The organism is Paraburkholderia sp. (assembly GCF_049581445.1).
GTDB lineage: Bacteria > Pseudomonadota > Gammaproteobacteria > Burkholderiales > Burkholderiaceae > Paraburkholderia.
Map to the genome: position 1 here is coordinate 20,256 of NZ_JBAURZ010000171.1, position 18,357 is coordinate 38,612.

Here is an 18,357-nt window from a genome sequence, read left to right on the forward strand (position 1 = left end):
TATGGATCTATTCAGACTCTTCGATGCCGAACATCAGACTGCCAGCCAAAACCTAAAACAACCTCGGTGTCCCTACCCAGACGAGCACCGTTTCTTCACCGGCGGTATTCGTCCATGCATGCGGCACGGTTGACTCGTAATGCGCGGTGTCACCGGCTTGCAACACGAAGGTCGTACCTTCTAGCGTGAGAGCGATTTGCCCGCTCATCACATATAAAAATTCTTCGCCTGCATGCGTCGTCACTTCAGACGGCTGCTGGCCCGCTGGCATCCTCACCAGAATCGCTTCCAGCTTGCGGTCAGAGGACAGATTCGTCAGCCTGCCAAACAGATTCGCCGAATCGGCAAACCCAAAAAACCTCAACTCGTCACCGCGGCATACCGACTTCGCTTCAGTCGGCGTTTCCACGAAGTACTGCACCGTGACACCTAACGCTTGCGCAATGCCGACTAGCGATGTGATCGACGGCGTGGCCTGCCCTCGTTCCACTTGCGACAAAAACGGTTTGGAGATCCCCGCTGCTGTCGCCGTTTCATTCAACGTGCGTTTGAGCCGTTGCCGCAATGCTCGAATCTTGCTGCCTATTGCGAGTGCGGCTGATGCCTTCTTATCAAGTGGCGGAACCATAGCAAGACAGAATCCAGTAGTCAAAATTTGTTTGATCTAAGCAAATTAAGTTTCATCGAAAGCGCGACACCCGCGCAGAAAAAGTCGGTTGAGAAATTTGGCTGGCGCTCACCCCTGGTGAAAACCGGATAGAGCCGGTTACCTGGGCGACGTGCAACTCATCCAGCACCACTGGAAGGCTCAAATGCACAACTGAAGTGCAAGCGCTTTCCCTTCCGGACTGGACTCGTTGATTTGTATGAAAACGGGATGCACTAAAAAGCGGCGCGAGAATCTCGCCTGTTTCACGCTAGACGTTTTGATGCGTCTGATGGGAATGGACGATATCAAGACAAAATCGTCCGTCAAACTTTTTTTGATGGGAACATACAGTGTTTAGAGACATTCCTCCAATTAGAGGCAGAACTCTAGTCGCTAAACCTGAGAAAACGGGCATTTACGAACCAACAAAAGCGCCGACGGGAAGGTGGGAAAACCCTTGTCGCGAATACGCGACAAGGGCTTCAATCAGGAGCGATCCGGCTTCAACCGTGCGTGCCTTCATTGGCCGAAATCGCTGCACCCGACACGTTGATTCCACGTTCGAGCACCGGTCGCAGCGCGGCGCCGGTGTGACTCGCGCGAACCTGCACGAGTCCTTCCGGATGCGTGGCCGCGACAATCGATCCGCCGCCGACGCCGCCTTCCGGTCCGAGATCGATGATCCAGTCGGCTTCGGCGATAACGTCCAGGTCATGCTCGATCACGATCACGCTATGACCGCCATCAGCGAGGCGATGCAGCACCCGGATCAGGCGCGCCACATCCGCCATATGCAGCCCAACCGTGGGTTCGTCCAGCACGTACAGCGTATGCGGCGGCTTTTGACCGCGCCGTGTGATGTCGTCGCGCACCTTGCTCAACTCCGTGACGAGTTTGATGCGCTGCGCTTCGCCACCCGAAAGCGTCGGCGACGGCTGTCCTAGCGTCAGATAGCCGAGGCCAACGTCCTTCATAAGCTGCAACGGGTGCGCGATATTGGTAATTGGCGCGAAGAACTCCACGGCTTCGTCGATCTCCATGGTCAGCACGTCGCCGATGTTCTTGCCGCGCCACGTGACCGCTAGCGTTTCGGGATTGAACCGCTGCCCGTGACACACATCGCACAGCACCTTCACATCGGGCAGGAAACTCATACCGATGGTCCGCACGCCCTGTCCTTCGCAGGCCGGACAGCGGCCGTCGCCCGTATTGAATGAGAAACGGGAGGCCGTGTAGCCACGGGCGCGTGCTTCGAGTGTGCCTGCGAACAGTTTGCGTATCGCGTCCCACACTCCTATATAGGTAGCAGGACAGGAACGCGGCGTTTTGCCGATCGGCGTCTGGTCGACCTCCAGCACGCGGTCAATGCTTTCCCACCCGGTGATGGCGTCGCATCCTTGCCACGCATGCGTGACGTTCAGTTGCGCCCGCGGGGCGCTGCGAGCCAGCACGCTCGAACGCCGGTTGGTGGCCGGTTCGTCCTGCGCGGCAGCCTTGCGGGCACGCCGCGTCGCCGGTGACGACAATACCGAGCGCCCCACCGCGTCAAGCAGATTGGCCATCAGCACGTCGCGCGCGAGCGTCGACTTGCCGGAACCGCTCACGCCGGTGACAGCGACGAGCCGCGAGAGCGGCAACGCCACCGTTACGTCGCGCAGATTGTGCAGCTTGCCGCCGTACACGGTCAGCCATTGTTCCGGCACGGCCGGCGCGTTTCTGGTTTGCGGCTTGACGGCGCGCCGCTCCTGCAACGGATGCACGATCGGATTGGCCAGGAACTGGCCCGTCACCGAATCGGCCTGCGCCGACAGATCGGCCACACTGCCTTGCGCGACCAGCGTGCCGCCACGCTTGCCCGCGCCCGGCCCAATATCAATGATGTGATCGGCGCGCCGGATGGTGTCCTCGTCGTGCTCGACCACCACCAGCGTGTTGCCCTTCTCGCCCAGCTTGCGTAGCGCGTTGAGCAGAATCTGGTTGTCACGCGGATGCAAGCCGATGGTCGGCTCGTCGAGCACGTAGCACACCCCTTGCAGATTGCTCCCCAGTTGCGCCGCCAGCCGGATGCGTTGAGCCTCGCCGCCTGACAGGCTCGGCGCTGCGCGATCGAGGCTCAGATAACCCAGCCCCACTTCTTCCAGAAACTGCAGCCGGCTGCCGATTTCGCTCACCACGTCGCGGGCGATTTCCGCGTCACGACCGCTCATCTGCAGCGCGTCGATCCAGCGGCGCGTGTCGCTCACCGTCCATTGCGCGACGTCGACGATCGGATGTGCGTCGAACGTCACAGCGCGGGCCGTCGGGTTCAGGCGCGTGCCGTGGCAATCCGCACACGGTTCGTCGACCACGCCTTCCGGTTCCTGCTCCTCGGACGGCAAGCTCTGCTCCCGCCCGCGGCCGTCTTCGGCAATCACCGTGTCGTCGTAGGCGGCGCGCTGTTCGCGCGTGAGCGCGAGACCTGTGCCGACGCAGGTCGTACACCAGCCATGCTTGCTGTTATAGGAGAACATCCGCGGGTCCAGCTCCGGATAGCTCGTCCCACAGACTGGGCAAGCCCGCTTGGTGGACAACACCTTGACTGTACCGAACTTCGCGGTGGGGCCGCCGCCCTTCAGCGCGTCCTGCAAGCCGTCGAGCGGTGCGAGCAGATGCATTACCCCCTTGCCGACTTCGAGGGTTTCATCGAGCAGTCGGCGCAATTCCGCCTCGTTATCGGCTGAGACAACGATATCTGCCACCGGCAGTTCGATCGTGTGTTCGCGGAAGCGGTCCAGCTTGGGCCACGGGTCAACCGGCACGAATTCGCCGTCTACTCGCAGATGGGTGTTGCCGCGCGCCTTGGCCCATTTGGCGAGATCGGTATAAACGCCCTTGCGGTTGACCACCAGCGGCGCCAGCAAACCAACGTGCTGACCCTTGTGATCGCGCAGCAACTGGGCGGCGATGGACTCGATGCTCTGCGACGTGACCGGTGTACCGTCGTGGATGCAATGCTGCAACCCCAGCTTGACGTACAGCAAGCGCAGGAAGTGCCACACCTCTGACGTAGTCGCAACCGTACTCTTGCGGCCACCGCGTGAGAGCCGCTGCTCAATCGCGACCGTCGGCGGAATGCCGTACACCGCGTCGACCTCCGGGCGCCCGGCCGGCTGCACGATAGAGCGTGCATAGGCGTTCAGCGATTCGAGGTACCGGCGCTGCCCCTCGTGAAACAGGATGTCGAACGCGAGCGTGGACTTGCCGGAGCCGGACACGCCGGTGATCACGTTGAACTTGCCGTGGGGGATATCGACATCAAGCGATTTCAGGTTGTGCTCGCGCGCATTCACGATACGCACCACGTCCTCGCCCTCCACCGCACGGCGCGCGCGGGCCGCCGTCAGCGCCTTTTGCAGCGGCATGCCTTGCGAGGCCGTCTCGTTCATCGCCGCATCGTACTGCAGCAGCGCCTGACCGGTGTGCGATTCAGCGCAGGCTTTCACCATTTCCGGTGTGCCGGCGCACAGCACCCGGCCACCGCCGTCGCCACCCTCTGGACCCAGATCGATCAGCCAATCCGCGGCGCGGATCACGTCGAGGTTATGCTCGATCACGATTAGCGAATGGCCGCCCGCGAGCAGTTTGCCGAACGCCTGCATCAGCTTGGCGATGTCGTCGAAGTGCAAACCGGTGGTAGGCTCGTCGAACATAAAGAGCCGAGCCGCAGGCGCCTGTTTCGCACTGCGCGCCGTTCTGGCCTGAGCGGCTTCCGCAAGGAAGCCCGCCAGCTTGAGCCGCTGCGCTTCGCCGCCCGACAAGGTCGGCACCGGCTGACCCAGCTTCACGTATTCAAGACCCACGTCGACGATCGGCTTCAGAACGCGCAGCACCTCGGCGTCCGCTGCGAAAAAGGCAATGGCCTCGCTGACCGTCAGTTCAAGCACATCGGCAATGCTCAACGCACGCGCCGGGTCGCCGCGCTCGATCTTCACTTCGAGCAGTTCGGCGCGGTAACGACGGCCGTCGCAATCCGGGCAACGCAAATAGACGTCGCTGAGGAATTGCATTTCAATATGCTCAAAACCCGAACCGCCGCAGGTCGGACAGCGGCCGTCGCCCGAATTGAAACTGAACATGCCCGGCCCGTAGCCACGCTGTTGCGCGAGCGGCACCTTGGCAAACAGTTTGCGGATTTCGTCGAACGCGCCCACATAGCTGGCGGGATTCGAGCGCGCGGTCTTGCCGATTGGCGACTGATCGACGAACACCACTTCGTTGATCTGCTCCACGCCAGTCAGACGCCGATAGGCGCCCGGCGATTCCGTGGCAATGCCAAGCTGGCGCGCCAGCGCTGGATAAAGCACGTCCTGAATCAGGGTCGATTTGCCCGAACCGGACACTCCCGTGACGCAAACGAGTCGCTGCAGCGGAATCTCGACCGTGACGTCGCGCAGATTGTGCTGGCTCGCGCCTTCGAGCACGATGCGCGGCGTGTCTTTAGCCACCGGCCGGCTCGACCAGTGCGACACATCGGCCACGTGGCGATGTCCGCCGAGGTATTCACCGGTCAGCGTGCCCGAGGAACGGATGTCGTCGGGCACACCGTCGAAAATGATCGTGCCGCCCCGCTCGCCGGGGCCTGGGCCCATGTCGATCAGACGATCCGCCGCGAGCATCACCGACGGGTCGTGCTCGACCACCACCAGCGTATTGCCGGCATCGCGCAGCCGATGCATGGCTTCGACGATGCGGTTCAGGTCGCGCGGATGCAAGCCGATGCTCGGCTCGTCGAGCACGAACAGCGTTTTGGTAAGCGACGTGCCGAGCGCCGTGGTGAGGTTGATCCGCTGTACCTCGCCGCCCGACAGCGTGCGGCTTTGCCGATCCAGCGTCAGATAACCGAGCCCCACATCGCACAGATACTTCAGGCGCGTGCGCACCTCGGCTAGCAATAGTTTGAGCGCGTCGTCCAGCAGTGCGCTGGGCAGGCTGAGGTCGTCGAAGAAGCGCCGGATGCGTTCAATAGGCAACAGCATCAGGTCGTGTACCGTCAGACCGGGCAGCGCTTCGAGTTGCGCGCGGTTCCACTCGACGCCACGCGGCATGAAACGGCGCCCCGCCTCGAGAACGGCGTCCGCGTTGGGCTGGGTGCCGAGGCGCCACAGCAGCGATTCAGTCTTCAGGCGCGCGCCGCCGCACGTCTCACACGGCGTATAGCTGCGGTACTTCGACAGCAGGACGCGAATGTGCATCTTGTACGCCTTCGATTCCAGATACTCGAAGAAGCGCCGCACGCCGTACCAATGGGTCTGCCACGTGCCGTTCCAGTCCGGCGAGCCGTTGATCACCCAATCCCGCTGCGCCTGGGTTAGCTCCGACCAGGCCGTGTCGCGCGGAATGCCGGCCTTCGCGGCGTAGCGCATCAGGTCGTCCTGACACTCCTTCCACGCCGGCGTCTGCATGGGCTTGATCGCGCCGCCGCGCAAGGTCTTGCGTTCATCGGGAATCACGAGGCCGAGGTCGACACCGATCACGCGGCCAAAGCCGCGGCAGGTTTCGCACGCGCCATAGGCCGAGTTGAACGAAAACAGCGCCGGTTGCGGGTCCGCGTAGCGCAAGTCGCTGTCGGGATTGTGCAATCCGGTGGAAAAACGCCAGATCTGCGGCTCGGCAGACTCTTCCGGCGCCTGCGGCAGCACGTAGACATTGACCCGGCCGCCGCCGCGCTTGAGCGACGCTTCAATGGCTTCGACCGCGCGCGCCTTGTCCACCGCGGTCAAACGGAAGCGGTCGGCCACGACGTCGAGCAGTTTGCGCGGGCCCGTGGGCGACTGCACGTCGCGCTGCGCCTGGACGCGCGTATAGCCGCTCGCGGACAGCCATTGCTCGACTTCCTCCGGCGTCGCGGATTCGGGCAACTCGACGGGGAACGTGACGACGAGACGTTGATCTTGCGCCTGCGTGCGGGCCTGCAGATCCGCATAGATCGTCTCCGGCGAATCGTGCCGCACGGCTTGCGCTGTCTTGCGGTCGAACAGTTCGGCGGCGCGTGCGTAGAGCAGCTTCAGGTGATCGTTCAGCTCCGTCATCGTGCCAACCGTGGAGCGCGAACTGCGCACCGGATTGGTCTGGTCGATGGCAATGGCTGGCGGCACACCGTCGACCCGGTCCACCTGCGGGCGGTCCATACGGTCGAGGAACTGCCGCGCGTAGGCGCTGAAGGTCTCGACGTAGCGGCGCTGCCCTTCCGCATAGAGCGTGTCGAAAACGAGGCTGGATTTGCCGGACCCCGACGGCCCGGTCACCACCGTCATCTCGCCCGTACGCAGGTCGAGGTCGAGATTCTTGAGGTTATGCTGACGCGCTCCGCGAATGCGGATTTTTCCTGTGGATGACAATTTGTCCGACCGTCTGAATGAGTTGGGTACGTCTCACGGCCGCCTCGCGACCACGCAGATACGCCGCCCCGACCCTACGGATCAATCGCCGCAGGGCGGATTTGAAATGAACACTATACTGTATATCTGTACAGCTTTCCACGGCGGTGCCAGGCGAAGCGGGATGGACCGCCGCTGGGTCGTCAACGAGGCGGTTGCGGACGCGATAGCGCTCGGCCGTGCGGGCGTGCCCGACAAGATCGGTCCCATGACTGCTGCGCTGCTGTCAGACGACAACCGTCGGGCCAATACACAACGCGTTGAAGTGTCGGGCGGGATATTGATCTAGGTGGTGTTTAGGGAGGTGTGCGCTGTCAGCCCGCCTTGGCGGGAACTCGCTCAGTGTTGACCAATCGTTACGGGACCGAACAGCAGCGTAATCTGGCTCAGCCCCTGGAATGAGGAAAGCAGATAGACTCCCATTTTCAAATAGCTATCGTTATCGCCGGGATAGGCGTTCGGGACGCCTTGCGTCCCAAATACGGCAACGCCATCCTTCCACAATTGCGTCGAAGCGTGAACACCGCTCGCGTCGGGAACATAGCGCAGTGCCCAGTTAATCCACTTTCCCTGATCCTGGGCCGCACAGCAGATCTGCTTACTCTCCGTACCGCCGCTCCCCCCTCGAATGGATACGACGTAGTCGCTACCGTTTATATCCAGTTCCACCGGCGGAGAACCGGCCAGCGCGCTTTGATGGATCTGAGTGATCACCATGAGGAGCTTCGGAGCGAACGCGTAGCTCGTCGGGATATAAGTGCTCCAGCGCACCAGATAGTCCTGCCCTTGGACAAACTTCACGTCGCCACTGAAAACCATTTCCGCCCGCGGCGAACCATTGTCCACTTGCGAATAATTCTGATCACTACGGATGTACACCTGGGCGACCTGTCGTCCCTCCGCGAGCGGATCGTTAACGATCGTCACGTTATCCGCCGAGGGACTTTGAATGCCGGATAACGAACCGAGTCCGTTTTGCCAATCTGAACTCTTGATTGTTGTAAAGGTGCTGGCAAGCGCCGACGTCGCAGGATCGGTCCAACGCAGCGGAAATACCTGAGCATGTGCCGCCCAGCCCGGAACCAGCAGGCAGACCCATATAAATAACTTGATGCCTTTCATTCGACTCCTTGATAGATAGGACTGGGACACCTCTTGCCACACTCTCAGCGTTGCGCCCTACGCTCCGCGATTTCGACATCGCCGTAGTACATCGTACGATCGCTGACATCGGATGGTCGCGTTTTCCACCACCACTTGTAGATGCCCACCTTCAGATACGCGTCCTTGTCTCCGGGATAGGCATTCACAGAGCCGGTACTGTGCACGACCCGCACGCCGTCCTTGTACAAATCTGTCAATGCATTCGCGCCTTCATCATCGGGGCGGTATCTGAGAAGCCAGTTCACTACCTTGCCTGCGTCAAGAGCAGGAGCGCCGACGCCGAATGTGAAAGAACGGGTCGACGCTGGAGACCCGCCTCTCACGTCCACCCGGTACTGCCCACCCGCAAACATCAGCGCGAACGGCGGCGATCCTGTAAACCCACTTTGATGCAGTTGAGTAATGATCTCCGGCTGACGTGAGTCGAGCTGGTAGCCAGCAGGAATCATCGTCGTCCACCGAACCTCGTATTCTTTGCCTATCGCGAAGTGAACGACCGGCGCGAATACGATTTCGGCGCGCGGCGTGCCGCTCGCAACGTGAGCGAAATCCTCCGAGCGATGCATCGTCACTTTCAGCGCAACGCCGCCGAACTGCGGCATCGCTACCGACGAAATGGAATCGGGCGCCGGCGCTTGAAGCGTCAAGCGAGGATCAATGCCGTCACGCCACGCGCTCCGATACAGGACTGCATATGTGCCGCCCTCCTGCGCGAGGAGCAGCGCCGTAGCGCATGCCGTCACAGCGAGAAACGCACACCCGAGCCATGTGAGCTTATTTGCCATGTCCACCTGCCAGACGACGAACCGCTAACGCAATTCGCGCCTTGATCAACATCAGCGCAAACCGGTTGTTTGTGATGAAATACCGCTTCCACATGCGGCGTGGCTCCTGCGCGACACGATAGGCCCATTCGACACCGTTACGCTGCATCCATGGCGGCGCACGCCGTACCTTGCCAGCGACGACGTCAAACGTGCCGCCGACGCCCATGACAAAATCGACACCGAGCCGATCCTTCCAGCGATTGATGAACGTCTCTTTCTTTGGCGACGTAATCGCGACGAACAGCAGTCGTGCGCCCGAGCCACGGATCATCTCTACAACTGCTTCTTCGTCGTCCCAGAAGTATCCGTGATGATGTCCGGCGATCTGCAACCCCGGATATCGCGCCAAGACGACTGCAGCCGCACGCGCTACCACAGCATCCGTTGCGCCGAGCAGGAACACCGGCAGCGAGCGTTGCGCCGACATCTGCAGCAGACGCTCGAACAAATCGACCCCCGCCACACGCTCGCGCACCGGGATCCCCAGCAGTCGCGCCCCCCACACCACACCCATCCCGTCGATATTGACGATGTCGCATGCCCGAACCGATGCTGCCAGTTCCGCGTCAGCCTGCATGTAGACGAGTTTCGCGACATTGACGACGACGTGTTGCGTGAACTGGTTTCGTTCGATTCGCGAGCCGATCCAGTCGACAGTCTCGTCCATCGTTGCGATGTCCATTGGGCAGGAGAAGAGTTCAACGCGTTTCATGACACCTCGTGTTGCTAGCCTGGTGAGCCAGATCCCGGGAAGGCTCGCTTTGCCGGTCGTCGTAAGCAACGCCAACAAGCGACTCATACAGCCGAGCGATTTGCCTCGCCACGTCCGCGGAGAAATATCCAAGCGACTTCAAACGTTGCCTCCCATTCGACCGCCTCGTATCATCCAATAGGTCCGAAGCGGCGCACGCAAGCACCACCGCGTCGCGGCTTTCAACGACTGCGCTGCGCGATACGCCTTGCAGCAATCGCCTGACGTCGCCCACGTCAACGGACACCACCGGCAAATTGACCGCCATGGCCTCCTTGACTGACTGCGGCGACCCCTCTCGTTCGGATGTCATGACAAGGCAATCGGCCTGCAAGAGCAGATCGCGCACTTCATGACGATTAAGGCCGTCAATGTGCCTCTCCTCGATGTCGAATCCCAACGTATGCGAAAGCTGGGCAACGACGTCTCTGAACAACGGATAGTCTTTTTCTGGTCTTTTCGGCGATGATGGAAACACCACAATCTTCCGACCAGACCCGGCCCTGTGCACGCCGTCTGGCTCTGCGAACAGCGATTCGTTTACCGCGCATGGAATGGTCAAGCAGTGCCGTGAACTGCGGTTCACCTGGGCGGAGATTTCGTCGCTCACACCAATGCAAGCGTGGGAGAACCTCGCAGCAACAAGCGATACCGCTCTCATCCATCCTCGCCCCATGACATCGGATCCATGGAAAGTGACGACCACTTTCGATCTGGAAAATAGCCTGACCAGCGGTGCAGAACAGGCGCTAAGGCCAAAGTGATAGTGAACGATGTCATAGACGTTGCGCGTGACCAGTTTCACCACTAGGGAAAGTGACCTTAGGTACGAAAATTGTCCGCGATAACCTTCCACAACGAAAACTTCGACTGCGTCGTCGCCATATAGCGCACGCAACGCTTCGACCTGTTCCGTCACAAAGACGCCCTGCGCCGGTTGGGCCGGATTACTCCTCGCGTACATGTTCGTTACTACAAGCACTTTCATCTAAGGGTCCTCGCCGTGCTGTGTTTGCGCACGTTGTTCGAAGTGCGCGCTTCACCACGACTCGAGAAGGCGTGCATCACGAGCAACGCCGAAAAGACATATGAAGACGAAACAAAGGCCATCGAAAAAATGTTGTCAAAGCAGAACGCTGAGACAACAAAAATCCACGGCATCCCCCCTTGTTTGCCATGGCCATAGCGCAACACAAACCAAAGCCACACAACCGCCCCAAGCAGGCCGATTTCAACAAAGAGGTGCGGATAGAAGGTATCCGTTGTTTTCAATATCTCGCCTAGCCCGTACCAATCGAAGTGATAGCGACCATAAAGCGGCGAGCCGTACCTGACCGATGCGGGACCGCCGAACGAGCCCAGGCCCTCACCCAACAGGTTGCCATTGGCCAACGACTCAACCATCACCCGATAGGATTCCGCCCGGGCCGAATTTCCCTCGACGATGTAGAACGAGATCTTGGCCGCAGCCACACTGAACAACGCGTCGAGATAGCCGTTGGTCACCAACCAGAGGCCTGCCCCCACCGTCACGCCAACCACCATCCACACACGCGGGCTGACCTTCCCGGCAATCAGGGGATAAATCGCCAAGGTCGCAAACATCTTGAACGAAAACCCAAGAACGGCAAACAAAGCAAATATCCACGACATGAGCCGGGATCGCTTCGTGCGCCTGTACTGCCGGCACAGAACGAACGCGCAGAAATTGATGAAACTGAACTCCGAAAAGAATCCCATCCACCCTTGAGCCCGCAGGAACAAGCCTGAATCGATGCGTACCGGCAATAGCAGCGGCAACCCAGTCAGATAAGCCAGATAGAAATAGCATTGAAACAGATCGTTGCTGAGCACGACCAGGAAGAACACTTTGATCGCCGCGTCGATCCGGTCGCGATAGGCAAAAAGCGCAACCGTGATAATGACGGGAAACAGAAAGCGGAGAAATTCCTCCATCCCTGCATCCTCGTTGAACGAGCGTACGAGGCCGATCCACAGCACGAACAATAAAGGCGCAGCCAGCAGAATCAATCGATGGAATCTCGGCCTCAGCAGGATGGCCAATAGCAGAAGGCCGAACGCAAACATCTTGACGAGTTGCGACCGGTCATCCTCCAGCGTCAACATTGTGTCGCTAATGCAGAAAACCAGATAAGCCAGCGCAACGGCCCACGCGCCGATTGAACGGAGTGTCAACGGTCTGCGTGCTATGGCCCCAGACACCGCCCATACCGGGGTGTTCAATGCGACGCTCCCTGTGTCGTGGACGCTGTGCGCATGTCATCAGCGTTCACGTCGGTGCGCGACTTCGCGTATTGACGACAAACGCCCGCCGCCCTGCCGCAGACGAGCCAATTTCTGAGCCCTGTCACCATAACTGCCGAAGCGAGGACAAGCAGAAATCCCACCTGACCGCCGAACCAGACGCAGAATGCAAACAGCACTGCGAAGGTCCCTGTGGTCGCCACGTTGATCCTCGCGGTGTCGGCCCCTTTCTCAAACGCCATCATCACGCTGCTGCTAACGATGCCCATCATCCCGACGGCGTACTGAACCGCGAGCAGGAGTCCAGCGACGACCGCAGCGTTGCGCTCGCCGCCGTCCCGCATGTGCCAGGCGGTCATGCCGACAACGAGCGTCACGTTGATCAGAAACACCACACCGTTCGACCAGCCAATGCTTCGCCGCATATCGCGTAGCGTGTTATCGAATGGCCGCCGGGTCGCTTTGCACTTCGCCAGTTCCGGCAATTGCGCCATGGATATCGCGCGCGGCAACAGAATGGCGACGGCCGTCACCGAGGTGAGCAGCGACAGCATGCCTGCGAACGATGCGCCGCACATAAGCGTCGCCGCTGGCACAAATACCAGCGAAATCCCACCCGACAGGAAGTTTGTCAAACCAAACTGCAGCCCCTTCATGTCGAACGCTATCAACCACGTGCCGCTCGACGGAAGGCCGATTGCCGCGAACATGGCCGCCGCTGTGATGCCGAGCGCTGCCGCCAACGCACACGACGGTGACAGACCATTTCGACTGCAAAGCCACAGCAACAACCCCGAACTCGCGATCAGCGCCACGTCGAATACGACTGCCGTTCGATATCGCTTGTGCGCAACAAAGTAATGCCTTGCGACCTGATAGGCAGTCCATCCCCATAGCAACGATACGAAGCCCCACACGTCAAAGTGAATCAGACCGGAGAGCCGTAACGTGATACTCGCCAACGTCACGACGAGCGTCGTCGTAACCGACATCCACACGAGTGGATAAAACGCGTCGATTGCCGCCTGCTTGTTCGCCGCACCCGGAAGCCGCACCAGAATCAATGTGGCCCAGCCAATCGCCGTGAAGTATCCGGCCATCTGAGCGATCGACATGTCCGCCGCAACATGCCCCAGCGCAGCAAGCGAATAGATATGCTGCACGGCAAAAAACGCTACCACACGATATAGGCCCGGCGAACCTGTGCATAACAGCGCTTCGACCCGTTTGATCAGACGATTATGCATGGACCGTCCCCAGACCCGCGGCGCGCACCTCTCGTCGCCTAGCCATTCGCCAGCAACCCACGCGTATCAATCACCACTTTCGCCTGCAACCGCACCGGATCGACGCGCCTGAATTGCGCGTGATCGACCAGAACCAGAATCACATCCGCTTTAACAAGCGCATCGTTTAGCTCGCAAAGCTGAGCCTTTCCCTCCAGAGCTGGCGGCAGTTTTCTGATGTTCGGTTCGGCAACCAGAACCTGTCCGGCAAACCGGTCCGCCAGTTCACACGCAATCTCAAGTGCCGGACTCTCGCGCAAATCGTCGATATTCGCCTTGAACGTCAAGCCGAGACATGCAATAACCGGCTCCCTGAATCGCTTCGCTACCCGCTCGACCCGATCGATTACATGACGCGGCTTGTCATCATTGACCACCCGCGCCATCCTGATCAGCCGCGCCTGCTCCGGCGCCGAATCGACGATGAACCACGGGTCCACCGCGATGCAGTGCCCACCCACCCCCGGTCCAGGCTGAAGAATACTCACGCGCGGATGGCGATTGGCTAGCCGGATCAACTCCCATACGTTGATATCGAGTTTGTCGCAAATGACCGACATTTCGTTCGCAAACGCGATGTTCACGTCGCGGAACGAATTCTCAGTGAGCTTGCACATTTCAGCGGTACGCGCGTCCGTCAGAATGCATTCGCCGCGCACGAAGGTCTGATACAGATCACGCGCAAGCTCACTGCACTTCGGCGTCATCCCGCCGATCACCCGATCGTTTTCCACCAGTTCGCGAATGACATGTCCGGGCAGCACGCGCTCTGGACAATGCGCAATCCGGATATCCGAGTTTTCGCCCGCCTGCTGCGGAAACGTCAGATCCGGACGAAGGTCAGCCATCCACGCTGCCATCTGCTCGGTCGCGCCAACCGGCGAGGTCGACTCCAGCACCACCAGGTCGCCCTTCTTCAATACGGGCGCAATCGCCCGGCTTGCGGATTCGATGTAGCGCAGGTCCGGCTTATACCCATCCATGAACGGCGTCGGCACCGCGACCAGGAACGCATCCGCAGGCTCCGCTGTAGTGGTCGCGCGCAAATATCCCTGGGTGACTGCCGCATGCACCAGCATGTCCAACTCGGGCTCGACGATGTGAATCTCGCCGCGATTGATCGTATCAACCGCGTGCTGGTTCACGTCGACACCGACCACTTTCTTCCGGCGCGCGGCGAAAGCTGCCGCAGTCGGCAATCCGATATAGCCCAAACCGATCACCGAAATGACTTCAAAGTCCATTTTTTCTCACTTCCATTATTCGCTTCCGTCAAGCCGCGACGGCGCCATTCCACAACGCCGCGAGGGCACCGTGAATGCGTTCGCTAGCGTGTCCATTTCCGTACGGGTTGTCGCCATGAGCCATTGCGCGATAACTGTCGGCGTCGTCCAGCAAATGCGCCACGCCTCTGGCAATCCGTTGCGCGCCGGTACCAACCAGCCGCACTACCCCCGCATCCACCGCCTCCTGGCGCTCGGTCGTTTCGCGCATCACCAGCACGGGTTTGCCGAGAGATGGCGCCTCTTCCTGCACGCCGCCTGAGTCGGTCAGAATCAGATAAGCGCGGTCCATCAGACGCACGAACGGGACGTAGTCGAGTGGTTCAAGCAGATGAATGTTCGTGACGCCGGTCAGCAGGCGGTTCACCGGCTCGCGTACCCTGGGATTCAGGTGCACCGGATAGACGATGTCGACCTCCGGATACGTGCGCGCAATCTGCAGCAACGCGGCGCAAATCTGCTCGAAGCCCGAGCCGAAGCTTTCCCGCCGATGCCCCGTCACCAGGATCACCCGCCGTTCGGGCCGGAAGTGAGGCAGAGCGCCTTCGACGCGTTGGCTTAGCGCGGCGTCGGTCGACAGCCTGCCGCGCACGTGCAGCAGCGCGTCAATTACGGTGTTGCCCGTCACAACAATGCGATGCGAGGCGACGCCTTCCGCCAGCAGGTTATTTCGTGCCCGTTCCGTCGGCGCGAAATGCATTGACGCCAGCGCGCCCGTCAACTTGCGGTTAGCTTCCTCAGGCCACGGCGACAATAAATCGCCGGTGCGCAGGCCGGCTTCGACATGCCCCACGGGAATACGCTGATAGAACGCAGCGAGGCTCGCGGCCAAGGTCGTCGTCGTATCACCGTGAACCAGCACCGCATCAGGCTGACACGCACTCAGTACATCGCGCATGCCGAGCATGATCGACGACGTGATGTCGTACAGATCCTGACCGCGCTTCATCACGTTGAGGTCGAAGTCCGGACGGATATCGAACAATTCGAGTACCTGATCGAGCATCTCGCGATGCTGGCCCGTCACACAAACCAGGCATTCGACGTCAGCGGCCTGCTGCAGCCGCTTCACGAGCGGCGCCATCTTGATCGCCTCGGGTCTAGTCCCGAAAGTAAGCAGTACTTTTTTCATGTATGAATCTCCCTGCAACGCGGGTATCAACCCGTCGTCTCCGGCGTGCTGTGGTAAGCGGAATGCGCGTAGTCGGACGCACGTTGCGGCACGTCGGTGAGGATGATTCCATCGACCGAGACGCCGGCGCCGCCCAGAAGCCGGGTCGTCTCGCGCAGTTCGGCGGCGGAATGGCGCGCATGCCGCATCACCAGCAAGGTCGTACCGGCGTATTTGCCAATCAGCGCCGAATCGGTCACGGCAAGCACCGGTGGCGTGTCGAGAATCACGATGTCGTAGGCTTTAGCGAGCTGTTCAACGAGCGTGCCGAGCCGTTCTCCGAACAGCATTTCAGACGGCATGGGCGAACCAGCGCCGCGCGTCAACACGTCGAGGTTCGGTAACACCTCGCGGCGCACCACGGCGTCAAGGCTCGCGCCCGCTATCATGTCCGGCAGGCCCCGCTCGCACGACAACCCGAAGTACTGATGCAGCTTGCCGCGCCGCATATCGCCGTCGACGATCAACACGCGCTTGCCCACCGAAGCGAGCACCACCGCGAGATTCGTGGACAGGAACGACTTGCCGACGTCGGGCCGAGGTCCAGTGATCATCACGACATTATTCGGCGCCTCGGCAAGACGAAATTGCAAGGCCGTGCGCAGGCTGCGCACGCCTTCGACTGCGATGTCGTCGGGAGCGGCAACAGCCAGAATGTGAGCGCCCGTTTCGCCTCTGCTCGCGGCGCGCTGCAGGCGCAATTGCACTGCGCTGTGCGAGATGACCCCATAGACCGGCGCATTGGCGATCTGCTCGATCTCGAGCGGGCTCTCCAGTCCGTTGAGCAACGCGCGACGCGCGAAAGCAGCCACCGTGCCCAACATAAGACCGAGCGCCGCGGCGGCGGCGATCACGATCGCCTTCTTCGGCTTCACGGGCTCCTCGGCCGTGACGGCGTAGTCCACCACCCGCACGTTGCCCAATTGTCCGGCCTTTAGCACGTCCAGTTGCTGCGCGTTCGCCATCAGGCTCGTGTAGAGGCCCGAGTTGATATCCACGTCGCGCATCAAACGCACGGCCCCTTGCTGCGTGTTGGGCAACGCCGCGACCTGCCCAGCCAGTTGGTCCTGCTGATGCCGCAGATCAGATAATTGCGCGTCGATCGCGACCACCGACGGATGCGTCGGCGTGAATCGTTGCAGCAGTTCCGAGCGCTGCTGTTGCAGTGTGACCGTTTGCGATTTGGCTTCGGCGATCGCCTGCAGCAATAGACGGCTCTCCGCGTCGAGATCGACCGTGCGGTTCTTGTTGCGGAAGGTGTTGTAGCGCTGTTCAGACTGCTCCAGATCGGTCCTCAGCTGCGGCAGCTGACTGCCGAGGAAACCGAGCATCTGCTGAGCCTGAGCGGATTTCCAGCCGACATTGCGCTGCACATAACCACGCACTATGGCGTTGACCGTGGCGGCCGTACGCTCACTGTCGTCACCGTCAAGCTGGATCCCGATGATGCCGGACTGCTTGGTTTTCTCTGCGACGTCCAACTTCTTTTGCAAGAGGAGCGTGGTGAGCTGCGTCGACGCGCGGCTCACGCTGAACTCGGTGCCGGCACGCGCCACTAGCTTGTCCACCGTTAAGCGGACCGGTCCGTACGGCGTCACGCCGGCCACCGCTTCGCCCACGCGCCCTTTGAGCACCGGTTCACCGCTCGCGTCCTTGAGCTGGAATTGCTGGCCGCCGTCGGCGACCAGCGTGAATTTCTTCTCATAGAGGCTGGGCGGCACGTCGAATTGCGACACGCGTAGCATTTCGCCGCCCCACGCGAAGCGCTCCATTCCCCACACCGGATCGGCCAGCGCATCAACGGACGACGCCCGCGCGATCCGTCGGCCGATCAGCGGGAAATAACGGGGTTGCGCGGTAATATCCAGGTGCAGTTGCCGGACTGTATCGTCCACCACGCCGCGCGAGCGAATCAGCTCAATCTCGGCGTCGGCGGTGGACTTGCCGCTGAACATCTGCGCGAGATCGCCCAGCTTGTCGTTGAGGGCGCCGGTATCATCGCCGACCTGAACCGTCGCATCGGCACGATATACGGGCGTTCCAAGAAACGCATAGGCGACGCCCAGCGTGAGTGTCGCCGCAGTAATCGCCGCAATCAGAAGACGGTTCTCGACGATCACGGAAGTCACTTCGGACAGGTTGATTTCATCGTCGTGTTGCATCACGCCCGGGATAGGATGGATGGTATTGCTCATACTCAGCGTTGCAGTCCGGCAATAGCACCTAGCCAGCGCTGCACGCCGTGCTCGATCTGTGCCACCGCGATTTCAAAAGTGAATCGACCGCGCTGGTACGGGTCGACTATGTCAAGTTGCTCGTGCTCACCAAGCCGATACACCCTGCCGCGGGCGAACGGAAAAGCGCTTTCAATGAGCCTGCATTGCGCCCGCGTCATGGCCAGAATCAACTGCGCACCACGCAAATGAGCCGACGTCAACGCCGTCGCGACATGCGGACGAAGGTCGATACCCAACCCGTCCATCAATTCCACGGCTAACGGGGCAGCGCCATGTCCGACGAGCGCGCGCGTGCCGGCCGAGCGCGC

Annotated in this window: 13 protein-coding genes; 1 reads left to right on the forward strand and 12 read right to left on the reverse strand. The window is 60.7% G+C overall.

The features are described from left to right. Positions 1 to 52: 52 nt before the first annotated feature. Positions 53 to 628, reverse strand: coding sequence for a cupin domain-containing protein (locus WCA85_RS15425; RefSeq protein ID WP_424065267.1), 576 nt, complete (start codon positions 626 to 628; stop codon positions 53 to 55). 524 nt (positions 629 to 1,152) lie between these two features. Next, a complete protein-coding gene (gene uvrA / locus WCA85_RS15430) occupies positions 1,153 to 7,026 on the reverse strand; it encodes an excinuclease ABC subunit UvrA (RefSeq protein WP_424065268.1) in 5,874 nt (1,957 codons plus the stop codon). Between the two features lie 106 nt (positions 7,027 to 7,132). Between uvrA and WCA85_RS15435 the strand changes: the two genes are divergently transcribed. Then, a complete protein-coding gene (locus WCA85_RS15435; protein WP_424065270.1) occupies positions 7,133 to 7,354 on the forward strand; it encodes a hypothetical protein in 222 nt (73 codons plus the stop codon). A gap of 50 nt (positions 7,355 to 7,404) precedes the next feature. On the opposite strand, the gene WCA85_RS15440 is transcribed toward WCA85_RS15435, so the two are convergent. From WCA85_RS15440 to WCA85_RS15485, 10 genes are all read right to left on the reverse strand, one after another. Further along, positions 7,405 to 8,187: a heparin lyase I family protein gene (locus WCA85_RS15440; protein WP_424065272.1), complete on the reverse strand. Its 783-nt coding sequence runs from the start codon at positions 8,185 to 8,187 to the stop codon at positions 7,405 to 7,407. Between the two features lie 44 nt (positions 8,188 to 8,231). Continuing rightward, entirely contained in the window at positions 8,232 to 9,014 is a 783-nt protein-coding gene (locus WCA85_RS15445; RefSeq protein ID WP_424065274.1) for a heparin lyase I family protein, read from the reverse strand. Continuing rightward, positions 9,004 to 9,768 carry a WecB/TagA/CpsF family glycosyltransferase gene (locus tag WCA85_RS15450; RefSeq protein ID WP_424065276.1) on the reverse strand — a complete coding sequence of 255 codons (765 nt, stop codon included), beginning with the start codon at positions 9,766 to 9,768 and terminating at the stop codon, positions 9,004 to 9,006. The genes WCA85_RS15445 and WCA85_RS15450 overlap by 11 nt, the downstream gene beginning before the upstream one ends. Beyond that, on the reverse strand, positions 9,755 to 10,795 hold the full coding sequence (locus tag WCA85_RS15455) for a glycosyltransferase family 4 protein (protein ID WP_424065278.1): 1,041 nt from the start codon (positions 10,793 to 10,795) through the stop codon (positions 9,755 to 9,757). Before WCA85_RS15455 ends, WCA85_RS15450 begins: the two co-directional genes overlap by 14 nt. After that, complete coding sequence (locus WCA85_RS15460) at positions 10,792 to 11,895, reverse strand: hypothetical protein (protein ID WP_424065280.1); 1,104 nt, start codon at positions 11,893 to 11,895, stop codon at positions 10,792 to 10,794. The genes WCA85_RS15455 and WCA85_RS15460 overlap by 4 nt, the downstream gene beginning before the upstream one ends. A 152-nt stretch (positions 11,896 to 12,047) precedes the next feature. Further along, the gene (locus tag WCA85_RS15465; protein ID WP_424065282.1) at positions 12,048 to 13,319 is read right to left on the reverse strand and encodes a hypothetical protein; all 1,272 of its coding nucleotides are present in this window, start codon (positions 13,317 to 13,319) and stop codon (positions 12,048 to 12,050) included. Between the two features lie 38 nt (positions 13,320 to 13,357). Further along, positions 13,358 to 14,602, reverse strand: coding sequence for a UDP-N-acetyl-D-mannosamine dehydrogenase (gene wecC / locus WCA85_RS15470; protein ID WP_424065283.1), 1,245 nt, complete (start codon positions 14,600 to 14,602; stop codon positions 13,358 to 13,360). Positions 14,603 to 14,630: 28 nt separating this feature from the next. Continuing rightward, a complete protein-coding gene (gene wecB, locus WCA85_RS15475) occupies positions 14,631 to 15,773 on the reverse strand; it encodes a non-hydrolyzing UDP-N-acetylglucosamine 2-epimerase (protein ID WP_424065285.1) in 1,143 nt (380 codons plus the stop codon). A gap of 26 nt (positions 15,774 to 15,799) precedes the next feature. Further along, positions 15,800 to 18,007, reverse strand: a complete 2,208-nt coding sequence (locus WCA85_RS15480) for a polysaccharide biosynthesis tyrosine autokinase (RefSeq protein WP_424065287.1) — start codon at positions 18,005 to 18,007, stop codon at positions 15,800 to 15,802. Positions 18,008 to 18,009: 2 nt separating this feature from the next. After that, the coding region (locus WCA85_RS15485) for a low molecular weight phosphotyrosine protein phosphatase (RefSeq protein WP_424065289.1) at positions 18,010 to 18,357 on the reverse strand (348 nt) is incomplete at its 5' end.

Bases quoted from the DNA above. Each gene is read 5' to 3' on its own strand.
- WCA85_RS15445 (WP_424065274.1), bottom strand. From the start codon at position 9,014: ATGGCAAATAAGCTCACATGGCTCGGGTGTGCGTTTCTCGCTGTGACG.
- WCA85_RS15435 (WP_424065270.1), top strand. From the start codon at position 7,133: ATGAACACTATACTGTATATCTGTACAGCTTTCCACGGCGGTGCCAGG.
- WCA85_RS15465 (WP_424065282.1), bottom strand. From the start codon at position 13,319: ATGCATAATCGTCTGATCAAACGGGTCGAAGCGCTGTTATGCACAGGT.
- wecB (WP_424065285.1), bottom strand. From the start codon at position 15,773: ATGAAAAAAGTACTGCTTACTTTCGGGACTAGACCCGAGGCGATCAAG.
- WCA85_RS15455 (WP_424065278.1), bottom strand. From the start codon at position 10,795: ATGAAAGTGCTTGTAGTAACGAACATGTACGCGAGGAGTAATCCGGCC.
- wecC (WP_424065283.1), bottom strand. From the start codon at position 14,602: ATGGACTTTGAAGTCATTTCGGTGATCGGTTTGGGCTATATCGGATTG.
- WCA85_RS15425 (WP_424065267.1), bottom strand. From the start codon at position 628: ATGGTTCCGCCACTTGATAAGAAGGCATCAGCCGCACTCGCAATAGGC.
- WCA85_RS15440 (WP_424065272.1), bottom strand. From the start codon at position 8,187: ATGAAAGGCATCAAGTTATTTATATGGGTCTGCCTGCTGGTTCCGGGC.
- WCA85_RS15480 (WP_424065287.1), bottom strand. From the start codon at position 18,007: ATGAGCAATACCATCCATCCTATCCCGGGCGTGATGCAACACGACGAT.
- WCA85_RS15450 (WP_424065276.1), bottom strand. From the start codon at position 9,768: ATGAAACGCGTTGAACTCTTCTCCTGCCCAATGGACATCGCAACGATG.
- WCA85_RS15460 (WP_424065280.1), bottom strand. From the start codon at position 11,895: ATGTTTGCGTTCGGCCTTCTGCTATTGGCCATCCTGCTGAGGCCGAGA.